This window comes from Amycolatopsis sp. NPDC051716 (assembly GCF_040681595.1).
Taxonomy (GTDB): domain Bacteria; phylum Actinomycetota; class Actinomycetes; order Mycobacteriales; family Pseudonocardiaceae; genus Amycolatopsis.
The window spans coordinates 56,084-75,058 of sequence record NZ_JBFAZA010000027.1; the positions used below are offsets into that span (position 1 = coordinate 56,084).

Below are 18,975 nucleotides of genomic sequence, written 5' to 3' on the forward strand. Positions count from 1 at the left end.
CGCCGAATCCCGAGTACGCGTTGCGGAAGCTGGAGCCCTCATTGCCCGAACCCTCTTTGAACATCGGAATTCTCGCCCACGTCGACGCCGGTAAAACCAGCCTGACCGAGCGGCTGCTGTTCGACACCGGCGCGGTCGGTGCGCTCGGCCGCGTCGACGACGGCAGCACCCAGACCGACACCCTCGACATCGAACGGCGTCGCGGCATCACGATCAGCACCGGCGTGGTCTCCTTCCAGGCCGGCGGCCGTACGGTCAACGTCATCGACACACCGGGGCACGCCGACTTCGTCGCCGAGGTCGAACGCGCGCTCGGCGTGCTCGACGGCGTCGTGCTGGTCGTCTCCGGGCCCGCGGGCGTCCAGGCGAGCACCCGGATCCTCTGGCGCATCCTGCGCCGGCTGCGCGTGCCGACGCTGGTGTTCGTCAACAAGCTCGACCAGGCCGGGGCCGATCCGGCCGGGGTGCTCGAAAGCCTGCGGCAGAAGCTGTCCCGCGCGATGGTGCCGATGGTGACCGTCGAGGCGGCCGGCCGCGCGGAGCTCACCGTTCGCGAGCGGCCGCGGAGCACCGATGACCTTTTCCGCCGTCAGGTGGCGGCCGGCGAGGCGTTTCCGGTGTTCCTCGGCTCGGCCGTGACCGGCGCCGGCGTGCCCGAGCTCGTGACCGCGATCGTGGACCTCCTGCCCACCGCGGTGCCGGGCGCCGGGCTCCGCGCGACCGTCTTCAAGATCGAACGCGGCCGCGGCGGCGACCGGATCGCCTACGCCCGCGTGCACGGCGGGACGCTGCGGGTGCGCGACCGGGTGGAGCTCTTCCGGCGGACCGGAGACGGCACGGTCGAGCGAAGCCGGCGCCGGATAACGGCGATGACCCTCGCCGGCGCCGAAGTCGCCCGTGCGGACGCGGGGGACCTGATCCGGCTGTCCGGCCTCGGCGACGTCCGGGTCGACGACCGGCTCGGTTCCCCGGACGGGGTGGCGGACGCCGGGTTGTTCCCGCCGCCCGGGCTCGTTTCGGTCGTCACCGCGCGGCCCGGCGAGGAAACCCGGCTGCACCGGGCGTTGCGGGAGCTGTGCGACCAGGACCCGCTGCTCGGCCTCCGGGTCGACCGCGGCGCCTTGTCGGTCCGGACCTACGGCGAAGTGCAGATCGAGGTGCTCCTCGAGCGGCTGCGCGAGGATTTCGGGCTGGTGGCCACCTTCGCGCCGCCGGCGCCGATCCACGTCGAAAAGCCCGTCGGGGTGGGCGAAGCGGTCCAGTTCCTGGACCGGCTCGGCCCGGCCGATCCGGTCGTCACGGTCGGGCTGCGGGTGGCTCCGGGCCGGACCGGCAGCGGCGTCCGGTACGAGCTGGGCGTCGAACGCGGCTCGCTCCCGCGGGCCTTCCACACCGCCATCGAGCAAACGGTGTACCGCGCGGCGGGGTGCGGCCCGCACGGGTGGGAGGTCACCGACTGCGTCGTCACCCTGACCCATTCGGGGTTCCAGCCGCCGCTCAGCACGGCCGGTGGTTTCCGCGAAGTCACCGCGCGGCTGCTCTCGCTGGCGTTCGCGCGGGCGCGGACCCGCGTCTACGAGCCGGTGGACCGGTTCGACCTCGAAGTGCCCGAGCACGTCGCCGGCGCGGCGGTGATCGCGCTGGCCAAGCTCGAGGCGGTGTGCGAGCCGCCGGTGGCCGAAGCCGGCGTCGCCCGGCTGCGCGGCTCGTTGCCGGCGGCCGCGACCGCGGCTTTCCGGCGCCGGTTGCCCGCCCTCGGCCAAGGGGAAGCCGTCTTCACGGCCGAACCCGGCGGCTACCGCCCGTGGCGGCCGTGGCGCCGGGGCACGGACTCCGGCCGGGGGAGGCGGCTGCGTGCGATGGGCGAACGCGCCGGACGCTGTTCGCCTGAATCGGCCGCTTTATCGACGGGGGAGATTGACAACCCGGGGCCGGGGAAGCAACGGTGTGACCGTGCTCTGGGAACGCTCCCAGAAGCTTCCGCCGCCAGTGTGCACAAGGGAGTGCCGATGTGGGGAAGAGCCGGAAAACGTCCTGCCGTGCTTGCGGTTGCCGGGCTCGCGGTCGCCGCCGGGGTGGTCGTGACGTCGACGACCGCGGTGTCGTCCGCGCGTGAGACGAGTGCCGCGTTCGCCTGCCGCGTCACCTACTCGGCCAACGACTGGGGAAGCGGTTTCAGCCTCACCGTCGGGATCGCCAACCTGGGCTCCGCGGCGGTCGACGGCTGGACGCTGACCTACTCCTACGCCGGGAACCAGACCCTCCAGCAGGGCTGGATGGGCACGTGGACGCAGTCCGGCAAGCGGGTCACCGTGACCAACGCGAGCTGGAACAGCGCCATCCCGGCCGGCGGTTCGGTCAACACCGGCGCGAACTTCTCCTACAGCGGCACCAACACCACGCCCACCGACTTCGCGGTCAACGGCGCCGCGTGCACCGGGACACCGCCGACCACGGCCACGACGCCCATTACGCTTCCGACGACGCCCACCACGACCACGACCACGACGCCACCGCCGGGCCCGGCGCCCGCGTTGCACGTTTCGGGCAACAAGCTGCTCACCGCCGCCGGCAAGACCTACCGGCTGCTCGGCGTCAACCGGTCCAGCGGCGAGTTCGCTTGCGTGCAGGGCAAGGGCATGTGGGACAGCGGCCCGGTCGACCAGGCGTCGGTCGACGCGATGAAGGCGTGGAACATCCACGCCGTGCGGATCCCGCTGAACGAGGACTGCTGGCTCGGCCTGTCCGGCTCGCCCAGCGGCGCCCCCTACCAGCAAGCCGTCAAGGACTACGCGAAACTGCTGGAGGCCAACGGGATCAACCCGATCCTGGACCTGCACTGGACGCACGGCCAGTACACCGGGAACTCCTCCGCCTGCACCGACGTCAACGCGACCTGCCAGAAGCCGATGCCCGACCGGCAGTACGCGCCGGCGTTCTGGACCCAGGTGGCCACCGCCTTCAAGGGCGACGACGCCGTGGTGTTCGACTTGTTCAACGAGCCCTACCCGGACGCGGCCGGCGGCTGGGCCGACGCGGCCGCCGAGTGGAAGTGCCTGCGTGACGGCGGCACCTGCACGGGGATCGGTTACCCGGTCGCCGGGATGCAGGAGCTGGTCGACGCGGTCCGCGCGACCGGCGCCAAGAACGTGGTGATGACCGCCGGCCTCACCTGGACCAACGACCTCACGCAGTGGCTGACCTACCGGCCCGCCGACCCGGCGGGCAACCTGATGGCGTCCTGGCACTCGTACAACTTCAACGCCTGCGTCACGGTGTCCTGCTGGGACAGCCAGATCGGGCCGGTCGCGGCCCAGGTCCCGGTGCAGGCCGGGGAAATCGGGCAGAACAGCTGCGGGCACGACTACGTCGACCAGGTGCTGGCCTGGCTGGACGCGCACAACCTCGGCTACACGGCCTGGACGTGGAACCCGTGGGGCTGCAGCGGTGGCAACGTGCTGATCGAGGACTACACCGGCACGCCGACCAAGACCTACGGCGAGGGCTTCCGGGCCCATCTCCTGACCGTCAACCCGTAGGGCCTACGCGCTGATCGGGGTCGGGGCCGCCGTGCCGGACAGCACGGCGGCCTCGACCGCTGCCGGGCGAGCCGAGCGGGGCGCGGGGCTCGCCGCGCCCCGTCGTCCGTGCGAGTCTTCGGGGCGGAACCACCCGCTCGCCTTCACCCGGGAGACTCCATGGGCAAGCTCCTGCTCGCCGCGCTGCTGGCGGTCTTCGCGCTGGCGCCGTCGCCGGCCGCCGGCAGGGGCGGTGGCGGTGGCCCGCGGGACGCCGACCCCTTCGGCCCGGACCTGCGGGCGCGGATCGCGCGGGCGCAGGCCTACGCCGACAGCCGGCCCGGGGTGACCGGGATCGTGCTCCGGGATCGCCGGACCGGCGCCGTCCACCGCAGCCCGGCCGCCGGCACGCTGATCTGGGCCTGCTCGACGCCGAAGCTGGCGATGGCCGTCGACCTGCTGCTGCGGGAGGACTCCGGCGCGATCAAGCTGACCGCCGGGGACCGCGACGCAATGCACCGGATGCTCCATTCCAGTGACGACGCCGCCGCCCACGCGCTGTGGACCCGTTTCGGCGGCGAAGCCGAGTTCGCGCGGCGATTTCCGGCATACGGAATGACCGAGATGCGGTTCAGTGATCGCCACCCGCACCACTGGGGCTGGATCCGCACCACGGCGGACGACCTGGACCGGCTGATCGAATACGTCCTGGCCCTGCCCCCGCGGCTCCGCGACCACCTCGTCGGGGAACTGCGCACCGTGGACGCCAACCAGCAGTGGGGCGTCTGGGGAGCCGGGCCCGCCGCCCGGCCCGGGAACAAGAACGGCTGGTCAGACGACAACGACGACGGTTCGTGGATCATGAACTCCGTCGGTTTCGCGGGGCCGGGCGAGCGGTACACCCTGGCTTTGATGAACGACACCCGGGTGATCTCCGGCGGCGACGAGGTCGGCCGGGAGACCACCACGAAGATCGCCGAAATCCTGTTCGGCGGGTATTTCGGCGCCTGAATTCGCGCCCCATTCAGGGGATTCTCGAAGTGAATGGTGTTTATGGGGGCACCGTGTGTAGCCCTCCGTGAGGTCTGTGTATGCTGCGATTCGCTTGACCGGGTGATCACTCACCCGAATCGGTGGCCGCCGTGGTCGGGGTTGGTGATCTCACGCGGCCCTAACGGCGTGGTTCGGGCTCGGATAGGAGATTTATGCAGGTCAGGTCAGCTTTCGCGCGTGGCGGGATCGCGGTGCTCACCGCGGCCGCCGCGGTCATGGTCAGCGCCCCCTCCGCCCTCGCGGACGACGGCGCCGCGCGCGGCCGGGTCGACGATGCCAAGAGCACGCAGGCCTACCAGGTCAACACCGACAAGGGGACTCCCTACGCCAAGCTGTTCGACTTCAAGCTGTCGGACGGCAAGTCGCTCAAGCTCTACTGCGTGGAGTTCGACACCCACGTCCGTTCCGACGTCGACATGCTCGAGACGCCCTGGAACAAGTACCCGAACGCCGGCTCGCCGTTCAACAAGAACAGCGCCAAGATCAACTGGGTGCTGCACCACGGCTACCCGGCTCTCGGGCTGGACGCGGTCGAAGCCGAGCTCGCCAAGCAGGGCGTCAAGGTCCACGACGGCCTCACCGAGTTCGAGGCGATCACCGGGACGCAGGCCGCGGCGTGGCACTTCAGCGATGGCGTGAACCTCAACCTGAAGCAGCCGCTGCTCCAGGACAACCCCGCCGAGGCCAACGCCGACGTCGCCGCGCTGTACAGCTACCTGATCGGCGACCAGAACACGGGCATCAGCGCCCAGCCGAAGCCGGCCCTGGACATCGCGGGGCCGAAGACCGAGGGCAAGGCCGGCACCAGGATCGGCCCGTTCCAGGTCGCCACGAACGGTGTCATCACGTCGCTGACCACCGAGCTGCCCGATGGCGTCAAGATCACCGACGCCGACGGCAAGGAGCTGAAGGCCGCCGACATCAAGGACGGCAGCAAGCTGTTCGTCGACGTTCCGGCCGGCGCCAAGCCGGGCAACGGCTCGTTCTCGCTCAAGTCCACCGGCGAGGTGGACACCGGCCGCCTGTTCGTCGCGGAGAACTACGCGAAGCACCCGGCGCAGTCGCTGATCGTCGCCGACTCGGAGAAGACCGAGGTGGCCGCGAAGGCGGCCGCGAGCTGGTCCGAGGCGCCCGCCGCCCCGGCCACCACCGTGCCGAGCACGCCCGGCGGGGCCCCCTCCGGTGGCGGCGAGCTGGCCAACACCGGTGTCGACGCCGCGGTTCCGTTCGGCATCGGCGGCCTGCTGCTCGGCGGCGGCGCGCTGATGCTGCTGCTCAACCGGCGCCGCAGCCGCGCGTGACGCGGTAACGCAGTACCACCGGGCGGGGCTGGTCCACTGTGGACCAGCCCCGTTCTGCTGTCCGGTACCCGACGATCGGATTGCGATCATCGGGGCAAAACCGGCGAATCGCGCGGGGACCGACTTAGACTTGCGGGCCATGCGCGGTACGACGGTTCCGCCCGGGACGCCCTGCCGGCCTCCGCGGCCGGGGGAGCTGCCGATGCACCGCCTCGAGGTCCCCGCCCCGCACACGCTCCCGTTCGCCGTCGGCACGTTCGACGCGATCGGGCCGCTGTCCCGCGCGGATTTCCCGCACCGGCACACGTTCCACGAGCTCGTCCACGTCACCGGCGGCACCGGCGCGCACGTCGTCGACACCGCGCGCTGGCCGCTGCGGCCACCGCACTTCGGCGTCATCGCGCCCGGGCAGGTGCACCAGTGGGCCGGCGTCCGCGGCCTCACCGGGCACGTCGTGGTGTTCACCGACGACTTCCTCCTCGACCACCCGGCCGATCGCGAACTCCTGCGGCGGCTGAGCGAACGGCCGTGGCTGCACCTGGACGAGCACGCCGACGCGCAGGTCACCCGGCTGGTCGCCGACCTCGAGGACGAGTACCGCCGCGGCGGTGCGGGCACGGAGTCGGTGCTGCGAGCGCTGGTCCACGTCCTGGTCGTGCGGGCGGGACGGCTACTGGGAACGCCGTCACCCGCACCCGCCGGCGCGGTGGCGGCGGAGTTCGTCCGGCTCGCCGGCCGCCCCGGACCGGGGCCGTGGTCGGTGCGCGCGCACGCCGAACGCCTCGGCGTCAGCCCCGGGCACCTCACCGAAGCGGTGAAGGCCGCGACCGGCCGCACCGCCGCGCAGCTGCTGCGGGAGGCCCGGACCCGGGAGGCGCAGCGGTTCCTGCTCCGGACGGACCTCACCGTCCGGCAGGTGGCGAGCCGCGTCGGGTTCGCCGACCCGGCCTACTTCTGCCGGTTCTTCCGCCGCGAGACCGGGTTGAGCCCCGGTGACTTCCGGCGCGGCGGGGAGAAGCACCACGACTGACCGATCCAGTCCATCGCCGCCCGCTCGTGCGCTGCCTACGTTCGAGGGATCCCCCGATCCCACGAGGAGCAGGCATGGACGAGGAGAACAAGCTCAGCCGCAAGACGGTGCTGAAGGCCGCGCTCGCCGCCGGTGTCGCCGCGCCGGTCGCGTTGCTCGGCGGCCCGGCGCTGGCCCGCGCGAACGCCGTCGGCGGCACGGCACCGGAGCTGACACCGGCGTGCCACGACGACGACGATCCGACGATCGAGCAGACCGAGGGGCCGTACTTCAAGCCGAATTCGCCGGAACGGACCAACCTCGTCACGCCCGGTACCCAGGGCACCCGGCTGACCGTGACCGGCTACGTCTTCGGCCGCGCCTGCTTGCCGGTCAACCGCGCGCTGCTGGACTTCTGGCAGGCCGACGTCAACGGCGCCTACGACAACACCGGCTACACCTTCCGCGGGCACCAGTACACCAACGCCCAGGGCGCGTTCACGCTGTCCACGATCGTGCCGGGCCTCTACCCGGGCCGGACCCGGCACATCCACGTGAAGGTGCAGGCACCCGGCCGGCCGGTCGTGACCACGCAGCTCTACTTCCCCGGCGAGCCGCGCAACAACACCGACACGATCTTCGACGCGCGGCTGCTGATGACCGTGCGCGACAACGGCTCCGCCAAGGAAGCGGCCTTCGACTTCGTGCTCGACGTCGCGCAGACACCGACGTCCACGCGGCCCACGCAGACGTCCTCCACGCCGACCACCTCCACCCCGCCCGGAGGCACCTCGTGGGCGGTGGGCACCGCGTACACGGCGGGCGCCCGGGTCACCTACGGCGGCCGCGGTTACGTCTGCCTGCAGGCGCACACCGCGCAGCCCGGCTGGGAACCCCCGGCCGTCCCGGCGCTGTGGCGGGCGGAGTGACGCTGCCCGGCTGATCGGGCACCCGGCAGGCTCCCGGCCGCATCCCGGGGGCCTGCCGCGCACGTCAGGGGTCGACGCCGGCCCGGCGGCCTGCCAGATTGGGGGCCATGACGATTTCCCTCGACGCCTCCGCGTGGGTCCGGCGCTTCCACCCGGCGCCGTCCGCGTCGGCGCGGCTCGTGTGCTTCCCGCACGCCGGAGGGGCGGCGAGCTACTTCCACCCCGTTTCGGCGGCGCTCGCGCCCGCGGTGGAGGTGCTGGCCGTGCAGTACCCCGGCCGGCAGGACCGGCACGCCGAAGCCCCGGTCGACGACCTGTTCGTGCTCGCCGACCGGCTGGCCGGCGTGCTCGCCCCGGAGACCACCGGGCCGGTGGCGTTCTTCGGCCACAGCATGGGCGCCAGCCTGGCCTTCGAAGTCGCGCGGCGGCTCGAAGCGCGGGGCACGAAGCTGCTCACCCTGTTCGTCTCCGGGCGGCGAGGGCCGTCGGCGCCCCGCGACGAGCGGATCCACGAGAAGGACGACGAAGCACTGCTGGCCGAGGTCAAGCGGCTCGGCGGCACCGACACGTCGGTGCTGGACGACGAAGACATCCGCAGCCTCGTGCTGCCCGCGCTGCGCAGCGACTACAAGGCCGCCGAGCTCTACCACTACCGGCCCGGCCCCGACGTCGGCTGCCCGATCGTGGCGCTGGTCGGCGCCCAGGACCCGAAGGTCACCGAGGCCGAAGCGCGGGAGTGGGCGGAGCGGACGTCGGCGGCCTTCGAGCTGAAGACGTACCCGGGCGGCCACTTCTACCTGAACGACCAAGCGGCGGCGGTCATCCGGCTGATCGCCGACCGGCTCGCCGGTTGAGCGGGCGGGCGGGGAGGTGGCCCCCGCCCGCCCGCCGGCTCAGCAGTACAGGTTGGCGCCGGGGTCGACGCCGAGGACCGACGCGATCTGGCGGTACTTCGAGACGCGGCTCTCGACCTGGGCGGGGTTGCCGCCGTTGCACTCGATGGAGCCGTTGATGCTGCGGATGGTTTCGCCGAAGCCGCGGCTGTTGACCATCGCGTTGTGCGGGGTCATGGAGCCGGGGCCGCTCTGGGTGTTCCAGTACCAGAGCCCGGTCTTCCAGGCGACGGCCGAGTTCTGCTCGACCTGCCAGGGGTTGCCCAGCAGGTCGATGCCGAGCGCATCACCGGCGGCCTTGTAGTTGAAGTTCCAGCTGAGCTGGATCGGGCCGCGGCCGTAGTAGGCGGACTGGCCGGCGGGGCAGCCGTAGGGCTGGTTCCAGTCGCAGTAGTGCGGGTAGTTGGCGGTGTTCTGCTCGACGATGTAGACGAGACCGCCGGTTTCGTGGTTGACGTTGGCGAGGAAGGCCGCGGCTTCCTGCTTCTTCACGGTGTCGCTGCCGGTGGTGGCGAAGCCGGGGTAGGCCGACAGCGCCGCGGTGAGGCCGCTGTAGCTGTAGAAGGAGTTCCGGCCCGGGAAGATCTGGTTGAACTGGGCTTCGCTCACGACGAAGGCGCCCGGGTTGCCGGGATCGGTGCCGCCGCCACAGCTGAACGGCTCCCAGTACCAGGTGCTGATGACGGGGTCGTAGCCCGGGTTGGCGTTCTTGGCGCGGTAGTAGCCGCCGTTGGTGTACCGCACGACGGCACCGACGTCGTACCACTGGCCCGCCACCCAGTTCGGCGCACTGCACGAGGCGGCGGCCGCCTGCGAAGCGTGCCCGGTGACGGCGGGCACGCCGAACACGAGCCCGGCAACGGCGGCAACAGCGGACAGGACCGCGACAAGGCGTCTTCTCAAGACTCACTCCTTCGGCCACGACGGAACCCGGGCGCGCAGGCGCCCGGTGTCGAGGGGTGGGGGTGCTCATCCGGCCGAGACGAACGTGACACCGTGACTAGAGCAGATTGGTCTAGTCCAGTCAAGGTTGCTCGGGTGCCGCGGGCAAGGGTTGTGCGCGAACGTCCCTGGTGACGTTTTGGAGAACGGGTGCGCCGCGGGGCGGGCGACGCGGCACCGAAGCCGCGTGGCCCGCCCGGCACGTCACCGCGCTTGGGGAATCCTCAGCTGCGCGACCGGGGCGACGTGCAGGATGCGCTGCAGTCTCGCCCGGCCCAGCCGGTGGAGCATCTCCCCGAGCTCCTCCGGCGCGATGCTCCCCTCGAGGTCGAGCCGCGTCGTCCGGACGACGCGGTCGATCTCCGATGCGGGGAGACGCCCCGCGAACTCCCCGGCCAGCCACACCCCGACCTCGTCCACGACGTCGTCCGCCCGGTGGCTCCGTACGGTCATCGCTCTCCTCTTTCGGATCGCCTTCTTGCCCAGGTCGAAGCCGGGAAATTCCGGTCCGACGCCAGTCCGACGAGCGAGCCGGGGACCCATGACGCCGAATCGGTGAAGTTGGGGGCACAAAAGCTTTCCGTGTTCGGACGGGTGAACTCCGTGACCATCGGTGTCACTCACATGGGCTGTTCGCCCCCTGAAGTTGTCGGCCGTTCGGGTAGAAAACCGGGGAACTTCGCCGATGGCGCGTCCCGCTCAGGACCCTGGAGACATCGGGACAGTGCGGGCGTTCTTCACAGGACGCGGAACGGAGACGCGATCCATGGGCCGGTACGACCGGACCGACCTCGGGGCGTACAGCCTGGGGCTGCTCGACGCCGCCGAGACGGCCCGGGTGGAGCGGCACCTTTCGGCGTGCCCGGACTGTCGCCAGGAGGTCCGGGAGTTCGAAGCCGTCCGCGGCATGCTGGACCACCTGGTCGACGTCAAGTCCACTTAGGACACCGCGGGGGCGCTGCCGGGGTGCCGTCTCCGGCGGAAACCATCCTGACCTGCGCCGAAGCACCATCGCCGGCGCCCCTCAGCGCGAGGCGGCCGCCTTGACGGTCCGCAGCACGGGCGCCGTCTCCAGGGTGCGGATGGCGTCCAGCGCCCCGAGCCGGTGCGTCAGGTAGTGGTGCAGCGCGGCCGCGTCCGGGCAAAGCGCCTGCGCGACCAGGTTCGCCGGGCCCGTCGTCGCGGCGACGAGCGCGAGCTCCGGGTGCGTCGCCAGCGTCCGGGCCACCCGGTCCAGCCGGGCCGGCGCCACCGCCATCCAGAGCAGCGCCTGCGTCGTCACGCCCAGCGGCTCCGGGGCGATCTCCAGGTCGAAGAACACCGTGCCGCCCGCCTGGAGGTCGGCCAGGCGGCGCGCGACGGTCGCCGCCGACCAGCCGGTCGCCGTGGCCAGCTCGGCCAGGCCCGCGCGGCCGTCGCGCTGCAGCGCCGCCATCAGGGCGTCGTCGTCGGCGGTCAGCGGCTTGCCGGGGCCCGCGTGCACCGGCGTGAGGGCCGCGATCTGGGCCGCGTCGAGGGCGTTCGCCCGCCCGAGCCACGCCGTCGGGCCACCGAAGTAGCGGTGCAGCAGCTGGTGCGCCGAGACCGCCGTGATGCTCGCGGTGCGCGGGATGTCGCGCAGCAGCAACGCGTGGTCGCTCGCGGCCGGCGTGTGCACGTTCACGCAGATCTCCGTGCCGCCCGACATCAGCTTGATCCACGCCGTGTCGGCGCGGCGGGCCAGCGCCTGGGCGAGGTCCTGCGCGGTGTGCGGGGTCGCCGTCAGCCGGACCATCCACTCGGCCTGCCCCGCCCGCTGCGGGTCCGGCAGGCCGACGACGCGCAGCGACGCCTCCGCGCGGAGACGCCGGTAGCGCCGCGCCACCGTCTGCGTCGAGACGCCGAGAACGTCGCCGATCTTCGTGAACGGCGCCCGGCCGTCGACGTGCAGCGCGTGGATCAGCGCGCGATCGACGGCATCCAGGGTGATCATATCCCTCATTGAACCGCATGAGACGGAAGAAATCTGCTAACTCAGGCCAGAAGATGGAACGTCGAGCGGCCGAGTTGTCAGGGTGGCGTCGAACGAAAGGAGCCACCCTTGCCCACCAACACGCGTGACCGGCGGCGCTGGGCCGCACTGGCCGTGCTGCTCGTCGCCGAGGCGATGAACCTGCTCGACGCCACGATCGTCCAGGTCGCCGGCCCGGCCATCCACGCCGACCTGGGCGGCCCGGCCGCCGGCATCCCCTGGTTCAGCGCGGCCTACACGCTGCCCTTCGCCGCCTTCCTCATCACCGGCGGCCGGCTCGGCGACATCTTCGGCCGGGCCCGGATCTTCCGCATCGGTGTGGCGGGCTTCGTGCTCGCGTCGCTGGCCTGCGCGGCCGCCCCGGCCGCCGGGCCGCTGATCGCGGCCCGCGGGGTGCAGGGCGCGGCGGCCGCGCTGATCATCCCGCAGACCATCGGCCTCATCCGGGCCCTCTTCGACGGCGGCGAACTCGCCAAGGCGCTGGGCACCATCGGGCCGGTCATGGGCCTGTCCGCGGTCACCGGGCCGCTGCTCGGGGGCCTGCTGACGCAGGCGGTGTCGTGGCGGGCGGTGTTCCTGGTGAACGTTCCGCTGGGGCTCGCGGTGCTCGTCGCCGCGCGGCTGCTGCGGGAGGACCGCGCCGCCACCCGGCCCCGGCTCGACGTCACCGGCACGCTGCTCGTCGTCGGCGGCGCCGGGCTGCTCGTCTACCCGCTGATCGATCCCGCGGGGACGGACTGGGGCCTGCTCGCGGCCGGAGCCGTGCTGCTGGTCGTGTTCGGCTTCCAGCAGCGCCGCGCGGCCGCGCCGCTGGTCGAGCCGAGCCTGTTCGCCCACCGCGGGTTCCCGGCGGCGCTCGCCGGGTCGCTGCTGTTCTTCGCGGTGATGACCGGCCTGATGCAGGTCGTGCCGATGCAGCTCCAGCTCGGGTCCGGCGCCGACGTCCGCACCGCGGGCCTGACGCTGCTGCCGCTCTCGGCGGGCCTCGCGGTGTCGTCGTACGTCGCCGGCGCCCGGCTGGTGCCGAAGTTCGGCTCGCGCGTGATGTTCGCCGGGCTGGCTCTGCTGGTCACGGGGGTCCTCGCCATGGAAGCCGGCGGCGTGGGCGCCTACCCGTGGGCGCTGGCGCTGTGCGGGCTCGGGATGGGGACGTTCACCGTGCCGTTCTTCACCGCGGCCCTGAGCCGGGTCCGGCCGCACGAGACCGGCTCGGCCGCCGGGCTGCTCAACGCGGTGCAGCAGCTCGGCGGCACCCTGGGCGTCGCCCTGCTCGGCGGCCTCTACCTCGGCACGGGCACGGCGGCCGCGGCGCTCGGCCTGGGTGCCGCGCTCGCCGTGGCCGCCGCGGTGGCGGTGGTTCCGCTCACCGCTCGCAAGGAGGGCAGCGCGCCGGAACTCAGTAGTCGTCGCGGCCGGTGAACTGCTGTTCCAGCAGTTCGGCCGCGCCGGCGACCAGCTCGAGCGGATCGGTGAACTCGTTGATGTCGAGGTTGATCAGCGGCAGCGAGTGCCGGAGCACGACGTGTTCGCCCATCACCGCGAGCCCGCCCACGACGATCGCCTCGCCGACCTCGGTCAGCACCTCCAGGAGGTCGACCTCGTCGTGGCGGGCGAACGGCGTGGCGATCTGCACCCAGTCCTCGCGCTGGTCGAGGATCTCGCGGGCGATCACCACGATCTGGGCGCGCTGTTCGGTGTCGGGATCGTCGCCGAAGACGAGGCGGATGCGCAGCTCGTCGGGCTCGTCGCGCACCACCCGGTACGACTCCCTGATGTAAGCGACCAGATCGCCCCACTCCGCCACGGCTTCTCCGTCCTCGTGCCTGTCCGAGCGCTCAGCGTAGCGATCAGGCGGCGCCGATCCGGTCCAGATCGGCGAGAACGTCGGCGGGCAGTTCGAGCTCGGCGGCGGCGAGGTTCTCCCGCAGGTGCCCGGGCGACGACGTCCCGGGGATCAGCAGCATCGACGGCGACCGCCGCAGCAGCCAGGCGAGCGCGACCTGCATCGGCGTGGCACCGACCCGCGCGGCGCAGTCGTCGAGCAGCCCGGACTGCAGCGGGCTGAACCCGCCGAGCGGGAAGTAGGGCACGAAGGCGATCCCCTCGGCGGCGCACTTGTCGACGAGGTCGTCGTTCTCGCGGTGGGCGAGGTTGTACTGGTTCTGCACGCAGACGACGGGCGCGATCGCCTTCGCTTCGTCGAGCTGCTCGGCGCTGACGTGGCTCACGCCGAGGTGCCGGATCAGCCCCTGCTCGCGCAGCTCGGCGAGCACCCCGAAGGGTTCGGCGAGCGACATCGGCACGGGGTAGTCGCCGGCGGCGTTGCTGAGCCTCAGGTTGACGACGTCGAGCGCGTCGACGCCGAGGTTGCGCAGGTTGTCGTGCACGGCCTCGGTGAGCTCCGCGGCCGACAGCGCGGGCGGCCAGCCCTTGTCCGCGCTCCGCCGCGCCCCCACCTTCGTCACGATGACGAGCGATTCGGGGTAGGGGTGCAGGGCTTCCTTGATCAGGGCGTTCACGGTGTGGGGGCCGTAGTAGTCACTGGTGTCGAGGTGGGTGACCCCGCGGTCGACGGCCTCCCGCAGCACGGCGACGGCGGTGTCGTGGTCCTTCGGCGGCCCCCACACGCCGGGCCCGGCCAGTTGCATGGCGCCGTAACCCATGCGGGTAACGGAAAGTTCGCCGCCGAGGGTGAAGGTGCCGCCGAGGTTCGCCATGCCGCTCCTTGCTCCGGGTGCCGTCGCGGGAAAGTCTAGCCGCGTCCGGCTTCCCGTTTTTGTCGGTGGCAACCGGTAGCGTTTAAATCGGGGGCTGCTCACGTCGCCACGCTGCGGTTTTCCTTGCGCCACAAGGGAAATCGCGACCGAAATCTCTTTCCGAGGTTCACCCGATTCAGCGGTGACGTTCGAACTCGTGTTCGGTAACGTCGTTGGTGTGACTACGACGATTCCTTCCACACAAACGAAAACGCCGGCCGAGAGCTCACCGCTCCGCCATCAGCCGGGCAAGACGATCCCAGGCCGGCGAAGACCCGCCGGGCAAGGACTCCGCGGCCAGCCGGGCCATGGCCGGATTGCCGGCCGCGGCGGGTTCCGGCCGCCCGGCGAACCAGTTCCGCGTGCGGTCCGCGAGCCCGGGCAAGCGGGGATCATCCGCCGCCCAGTCATAAGCGGCGTCGTGCTCGAGGAAAAGGGCCCGGAATTCGGCGTCCGCCAACAGATCCCGCTTCTCGGCGATCCACCGGGCGGCGTCTTCGGGCGAGGCCGTCCGCATGAGGATCCAGCCGTCGCGTTCCAGGCGCAGGTGGCGCTCGCTGACGCCGAGCTCGCGCAGGTCGTCCAGGTATTCGGCGACCTCCGGAGAAACGAAGAGCCGGTCGCCGCCGCGCAGCTGGGCGAGCTGGTCGCGGGTCCGCCGCAGTTGCGCGATGCGCTCCTCGAGGTCGTCGTCGATTTCGGCGATGGCGGTCGCGAGCGTGGCTTCGTCGGCGTCGAGGAGGTCCTTGATCCGGGCCAGCGGCACCCCCGCGGCGGCCAGCGTCCGGATCTTGACCAGGTCGATGGCGTGCTGCGCGGTGTAGCGCCGGTAGCCCGACGAGTCGCGGCCGGGCTCGGCGAGCAGGCCGCGCTCGTGGTAGTGCCGCACGGCTTTGACGGTCACCCCGGCGTAGTCCGCGAGCCGGCCGATCGTGATCATGCGCGCATCCTTCCAGGGCGCCGGTCAGGCTCGCCGGGTCAGGCGGCCGCCGCCGTTACGGAAGCGCGCCCGGCCGTCGCGCAGGTCGTGGTAGGAGACGAGCAGGAGGCGGAGGTAGCCGTCGAACGTCTCCGGCGGGTAGCCGGCGGGCGCGAAGAGCCCGGGGCGGATCGGCACGTAGTACCGCGGCGGCGCCGAGGTCGCCCCACCGGCGAACGCGGTGAAAATCCGCTCCTGCGCCTCGTCCGCCGGCTCGTACGTCATGCGCTCTTCAAGCCGGCCGTCCACGACGCTGACGTCGATGCGGAGCTGGTCGGAGCGGTAGGTGCCCGCGTAGGGCGCGAGGTCGACGTCCGGCTCGGGCTCGGTGAGCACGGCCGGCACCGGAACTCCGAGGTGCTCGCGCAGGAGCAGCTGCAGGATCCGGTCCTGGAGCACGATGGCGCCGGGAGTGTTGCCGAAGGCGGTGAAGACCAGGTCGTGCCCGGGCACCACGCACAGGATGGCCACGCCACCGGGCGAGGCACCCGACATGGCCAGCACGGTCGTGTCGCCGAAGGGGTACCGGACCCAGCCCAGGCCCATCGGCGGGACGTTCGGCGTGGCCATGTCGTGCGACACCCGCTGCATCAGCGCGACCGACTCGGCCGAGAGGAGGTGGGCGCCGGCGGGCGACACCCCGCCCGCGAGGTGGGTGCGCCCGAACGCGAGGAGGTCGGTGACGGTGCCGATCGGCGTGCCACCGGCCGGCCCCCAGGTGTCGGGCAGCATGAACATGTCCGTCGGCCGGGGCGTCATGGTGGCGGGATCCGGGAAGTGGCCGATCGCGGTCCCGCGCAGGATGGCCCGGGCGGCGGAGGCGCCGGAGTCCGTCATCCCGGCGGGGGCGTAGACGTCCCGCTCGAGCAGCTCCGGGAAGGGCAAGCCGGTGACCACCTCCAGCAGCCGGCCCGCGACGATCATGCCGCCGTTGGAGTAGCTGAGCTGATCACCGGGCTCGAAGAGGGTGCCGCAGCTACTCGCCAGGCCCGCCACGTACGCCTTCAGGGCGTCGCGGCCCGTTGCGTCGGGGAAGTAGAGGTCCGCGTCGATGCCGTTGGTGTGCGAGATGAGGTGCCGGACGAGGATCCGGTCCGCCGCGCCGGGCGTGCGCAGGGCGAATTCCGGGAGGTACTTCGTCACCGGTGCGTCCAGGTCCAGGAGCCCGCGTTCGACCTGCTGGAGGACCAGCGTGGTGGTCAGGACCTTGGTCACCGAGCCGAAGAGGAACCCGGTGTCCTCGCGCATCGGGGCCCCGGTGGCGGCGTTCGCGGTGCCGTGGGCCAAGACGATCTGTGCGCCCGCGTGGTGGATGCCGGCGACGAACCCGGGAATGCGGTCGGCCTCGCAGCGGGCGGCGATCTCTTCGCGGATCCGGGCTTCGATGGTGCGCAGTGCGTTCTCGGTCATGCGAACCATCGTCGAACCCTCCCCCTGGGGCGGGGTCAAGCCGGTCACCTGCACGAGAGCAGGCACTGTCTCGGGTTGATCATGTGATTGTCGAAGTCGCATGATCATGTGAGAGGTCCGTGGCTGCTGTTGTACGTTCCCCGATCGCTGCTGCGTTGGATCACGTAGGGCCGGTGAACCTTCAGCACAGTGCCGACCTGCGGGTCTGTTTCCAACGGGTCACCGACCCGCGTGATGCTCGGGGTGTGCGGCGTTCGCTGGGGTCGATGCTGGCCATGGCAGCGGTCTGGGAATGGGCCGCAGACGCCCCGCAATGGGCATTACGAGCGTTGGGTGCCCGGTGGGATCCCCGCCGCTATGGGCGTCGCGCCCAGGTGGAGGGACAGTTCATCGCGCTCCTCTGGACGGCAAATCCCTGCGTGGGACCTTCGCCCGCACCGGCGGCGCCGGGGTGCACCTGATGGCCGGGATCACCCATCACACGGGCATCGTGATCGGCCGGCGACCCGCGGACACCCTGCACACCACCCGCGACCACGGGCTACATCACCGGCCGCGGCGGACACTACGTGTTCTTTGCCAAGAAACAGCTACACCGCCTGCACGATCTGCTGCAGGGCCTGGACTAGACCGCGGCCGAGGCACACCAGCCACGACACCGGTTACGGCCGGACCGAGCACCGCACCCCGCACCATGGCCACCTTGCGCAACCTCGCCATCGGCGCCCTACGCCTGGCCGACACCACCAACATCGCCCAAGCCCTCCGCATCACAGCCCGCGACATCACCGGACCACTCACCCTGCTCGGAATCCCGACCCAACCAGCACCAACCCGACTTTGACGGAACCCTCCCCCCCCCGGGGGCGGGGTCAAGCCGGATGTCCCGGAACTTCAGCAGAGCCCCTTGCCCCGCAGCACCCGGGCGACCGACTCCTGCACCCGCGTCTTCGGCAGCTCGCCGGCTTGCACGGCCTTCTCCAGCCGGTCCAGCACCTCGTCCACCCGGCCCCCGGAGGACCACAAGGCCTCGTCCGCGCCGGCCTGCAGCGCCTTCAGCACCGCCTCCGGCAGCGAGTACTGCGCGGTGATCGCCTTCATCGCCCCGAGGTCGTCCGTCACGATCGGGCCGGTGAACGCGAACTCGCCACGCAGCAGCTGGTAGGCGGCCGGCGAGAGGGACGCCGGGAGGCCGTTGGTCAGGTCCGGCACGTCGAGGTGGCCGACCATCACGGCGACCGGGCCGTAGTCGGCCAGGCCCCGGTACGGCACCAGGTCGACCGCGCGCAGCTTGTCGAGCGGCGGCGTGACCACCGTGCCCTTGTGGGAGTCACCCGAGCCGTGGCCGTGGCCGGGGAAGTGCTTCAGCACCGGCTGGACACCCGCGTCGCGAAGGCCCTCCGCGAACGCTTTCGCGTACGTCTTCACCCGGGCCGGGTCCGGGCTGAACGACCGGTCGCCGATCACGTCGTCGTCCGGGGCGCCCGTGACGTCGGTGTCCGGGGCGAAGTCCACCGTCACCCCGCGGGTGCGCAGCTGGCGCCCCCGTTCGGCGGCCAGCGCGCGGACCTCGTCGGGCGACTTGGTCGCGGCCATCGTCCGGGCCGAGGGCAGCTCGCCGTCGAGGTCGTCGATGCGCTGGACGCGGCCGCCTTCCTCGTCGACCGACACCGCCACCGGCACCCGGGCCACGGCCTGGACCGCGGCCAGCGAGCGATCTTTCAACAACGCTGTTGCGTTACCCCCGACGAAGATCCCGCCCACCTGGTGGTCGCGCACCAGGGACACCGTGGCCGCCGGGTTGTCGCCGGAGACGCCCACGACGACCAGCTGCGCCACCTGGGCGCGGACGTCGAGCCCGCCGACCAGCGGCGCGCAGTCGTCCGGCCGCTCGAGACGTGAGGTGGGGGTGGATGGTGCGGGAGGAGGAGCCGCCGGCGGAGGAACCGGCCGATCGGAGGTCAGCGGCACCGCCAGCCCGGACACGATCCGCGGTTGCAGGCCCGAGACCAGCAGACACCCGGCCACGATGGAGAACGCCACCCCGAGGGCGGCAAGACTTCGGCGGTTCATCGGTCCCTTCACTCGTTGATGTGTCCCCTCGACCGTAGTCGACGACCAAACTTCACGGTGTGAAGAAGGGGCCCGCCGGCGTTAGAGAATTCGTGAAGGCG

At 71.8% G+C, this 18,975-nt stretch carries 17 protein-coding genes; 9 read left to right on the top strand and 8 right to left on the bottom strand.

Annotated elements, in window-relative coordinates; genetic code table 11:
- Positions 1–41 precede the first annotated feature (41 nt).
- From AB0M30_RS31550 to AB0M30_RS31575, 6 genes are all read left to right on the top strand, one after another.
- Positions 42–3,539, top strand: coding sequence for a GTP-binding protein (locus AB0M30_RS31550; protein WP_364591131.1), 3,498 nt, complete (start codon positions 42–44; stop codon positions 3,537–3,539).
- A gap of 159 nt (positions 3,540–3,698) precedes the next feature.
- The gene (locus AB0M30_RS31555) at positions 3,699–4,529 is read left to right on the top strand and encodes a serine hydrolase (RefSeq protein ID WP_364591134.1); all 831 of its coding nucleotides are present in this window, start codon (positions 3,699–3,701) and stop codon (positions 4,527–4,529) included.
- A gap of 194 nt (positions 4,530–4,723) precedes the next feature.
- Positions 4,724–5,872, top strand: coding sequence for a thioester domain-containing protein (locus tag AB0M30_RS31560; protein WP_364591137.1), 1,149 nt, complete (start codon positions 4,724–4,726; stop codon positions 5,870–5,872).
- Positions 5,873–6,074: 202 nt separating this feature from the next.
- Positions 6,075–6,902 (top strand): AraC family transcriptional regulator, encoded by an 828-nt coding sequence (locus AB0M30_RS31565; protein ID WP_364591140.1) that lies wholly within the window; start codon positions 6,075–6,077, stop codon positions 6,900–6,902.
- A gap of 74 nt (positions 6,903–6,976) precedes the next feature.
- Complete coding sequence (locus tag AB0M30_RS31570; RefSeq protein WP_364591143.1) at positions 6,977–7,810, top strand: carbohydrate-binding protein; 834 nt, start codon at positions 6,977–6,979, stop codon at positions 7,808–7,810.
- A 107-nt stretch (positions 7,811–7,917) separates the two neighbouring features.
- Positions 7,918–8,664 carry an alpha/beta fold hydrolase gene (locus AB0M30_RS31575; RefSeq protein ID WP_364591145.1) on the top strand — a complete coding sequence of 249 codons (747 nt, stop codon included), beginning with the start codon at positions 7,918–7,920 and terminating at the stop codon, positions 8,662–8,664.
- A 39-nt stretch (positions 8,665–8,703) separates the two neighbouring features.
- Here AB0M30_RS31575 and AB0M30_RS31580 read toward each other — a convergent pair whose 3' ends face one another.
- Both AB0M30_RS31580 and AB0M30_RS31585 read right to left on the bottom strand, forming a co-directional pair.
- Positions 8,704–9,552, bottom strand: coding sequence for a glycoside hydrolase family 19 protein (locus AB0M30_RS31580; RefSeq protein WP_364591324.1), 849 nt, complete (start codon positions 9,550–9,552; stop codon positions 8,704–8,706).
- 297 nt (positions 9,553–9,849) lie between these two features.
- Positions 9,850–10,098 (bottom strand): hypothetical protein, encoded by a 249-nt coding sequence (locus AB0M30_RS31585; protein WP_103336983.1) that lies wholly within the window; start codon positions 10,096–10,098, stop codon positions 9,850–9,852.
- 313 nt (positions 10,099–10,411) lie between these two features.
- Here AB0M30_RS31585 and AB0M30_RS31590 point away from each other — a divergent pair, with 313 nt between their 5' ends.
- On the top strand, positions 10,412–10,588 hold the full coding sequence (locus AB0M30_RS31590; protein WP_103336984.1) for a zf-HC2 domain-containing protein: 177 nt from the start codon (positions 10,412–10,414) through the stop codon (positions 10,586–10,588).
- Between the two features lie 81 nt (positions 10,589–10,669).
- On the opposite strand, the gene AB0M30_RS31595 is transcribed toward AB0M30_RS31590, so the two are convergent.
- On the bottom strand, positions 10,670–11,617 hold the full coding sequence (locus AB0M30_RS31595) for an AsnC family transcriptional regulator (RefSeq protein WP_364591149.1): 948 nt from the start codon (positions 11,615–11,617) through the stop codon (positions 10,670–10,672).
- A gap of 108 nt (positions 11,618–11,725) precedes the next feature.
- Between AB0M30_RS31595 and AB0M30_RS31600 the strand changes: the two genes are divergently transcribed.
- Positions 11,726–13,075: an MFS transporter gene (locus tag AB0M30_RS31600; RefSeq protein WP_364591152.1), complete on the top strand. Its 1,350-nt coding sequence runs from the start codon at positions 11,726–11,728 to the stop codon at positions 13,073–13,075.
- Here AB0M30_RS31600 and AB0M30_RS31605 read toward each other — a convergent pair.
- From AB0M30_RS31605 to AB0M30_RS31620, 4 genes are all read right to left on the bottom strand, one after another.
- Complete coding sequence (locus AB0M30_RS31605; protein ID WP_103336986.1) at positions 13,053–13,460, bottom strand: hypothetical protein; 408 nt, start codon at positions 13,458–13,460, stop codon at positions 13,053–13,055. The two genes, AB0M30_RS31600 and AB0M30_RS31605, sit on opposite strands and share 23 nt — an antisense overlap.
- 43 nt (positions 13,461–13,503) lie before the next feature.
- Positions 13,504–14,373: an oxidoreductase gene (locus AB0M30_RS31610; RefSeq protein WP_364591155.1), complete on the bottom strand. Its 870-nt coding sequence runs from the start codon at positions 14,371–14,373 to the stop codon at positions 13,504–13,506.
- 265 nt (positions 14,374–14,638) lie between these two features.
- Complete coding sequence (locus AB0M30_RS31615; protein WP_364591158.1) at positions 14,639–15,352, bottom strand: MerR family transcriptional regulator; 714 nt, start codon at positions 15,350–15,352, stop codon at positions 14,639–14,641.
- Positions 15,353–15,376: 24 nt separating this feature from the next.
- Positions 15,377–16,801 (bottom strand): serine hydrolase domain-containing protein, encoded by a 1,425-nt coding sequence (locus AB0M30_RS31620; protein ID WP_364591161.1) that lies wholly within the window; start codon positions 16,799–16,801, stop codon positions 15,377–15,379.
- 703 nt (positions 16,802–17,504) lie between these two features.
- On the opposite strand from AB0M30_RS31620, the gene AB0M30_RS31625 reads away from it, so the two are divergent.
- Positions 17,505–17,645, top strand: coding sequence for a hypothetical protein (locus AB0M30_RS31625; protein WP_364591164.1), 141 nt, complete (start codon positions 17,505–17,507; stop codon positions 17,643–17,645).
- Positions 17,646–17,695: 50 nt separating this feature from the next.
- Here AB0M30_RS31625 and AB0M30_RS31630 read toward each other — a convergent pair whose 3' ends face one another.
- A complete protein-coding gene (locus tag AB0M30_RS31630) occupies positions 17,696–18,844 on the bottom strand; it encodes a glycoside hydrolase family 3 N-terminal domain-containing protein (protein ID WP_364591327.1) in 1,149 nt (382 codons plus the stop codon).
- Positions 18,845–18,975: the final 131 nt, after the last annotated feature.

Coding starts and splice junctions, on each gene's coding strand:
- AB0M30_RS31555 (WP_364591134.1), top strand. CDS start 3,699: ATGGGCAAGCTCCTGCTCGCCGCGCTGCTGGCGGTCTTCGCGCTGGCG.
- AB0M30_RS31560 (WP_364591137.1), top strand. CDS start 4,724: ATGCAGGTCAGGTCAGCTTTCGCGCGTGGCGGGATCGCGGTGCTCACC.
- AB0M30_RS31565 (WP_364591140.1), top strand. CDS start 6,075: ATGCACCGCCTCGAGGTCCCCGCCCCGCACACGCTCCCGTTCGCCGTC.
- AB0M30_RS31570 (WP_364591143.1), top strand. CDS start 6,977: ATGGACGAGGAGAACAAGCTCAGCCGCAAGACGGTGCTGAAGGCCGCG.
- AB0M30_RS31575 (WP_364591145.1), top strand. CDS start 7,918: ATGACGATTTCCCTCGACGCCTCCGCGTGGGTCCGGCGCTTCCACCCG.
- AB0M30_RS31585 (WP_103336983.1), bottom strand. CDS start 10,098: ATGACCGTACGGAGCCACCGGGCGGACGACGTCGTGGACGAGGTCGGG.
- AB0M30_RS31590 (WP_103336984.1), top strand. CDS start 10,412: ATGGGCCGGTACGACCGGACCGACCTCGGGGCGTACAGCCTGGGGCTG.
- AB0M30_RS31595 (WP_364591149.1), bottom strand. CDS start 11,617: ATGATCACCCTGGATGCCGTCGATCGCGCGCTGATCCACGCGCTGCAC.
- AB0M30_RS31610 (WP_364591155.1), bottom strand. CDS start 14,373: ATGGCGAACCTCGGCGGCACCTTCACCCTCGGCGGCGAACTTTCCGTT.
- AB0M30_RS31615 (WP_364591158.1), bottom strand. CDS start 15,352: ATGATCACGATCGGCCGGCTCGCGGACTACGCCGGGGTGACCGTCAAA.
- AB0M30_RS31620 (WP_364591161.1), bottom strand. CDS start 16,801: ATGACCGAGAACGCACTGCGCACCATCGAAGCCCGGATCCGCGAAGAG.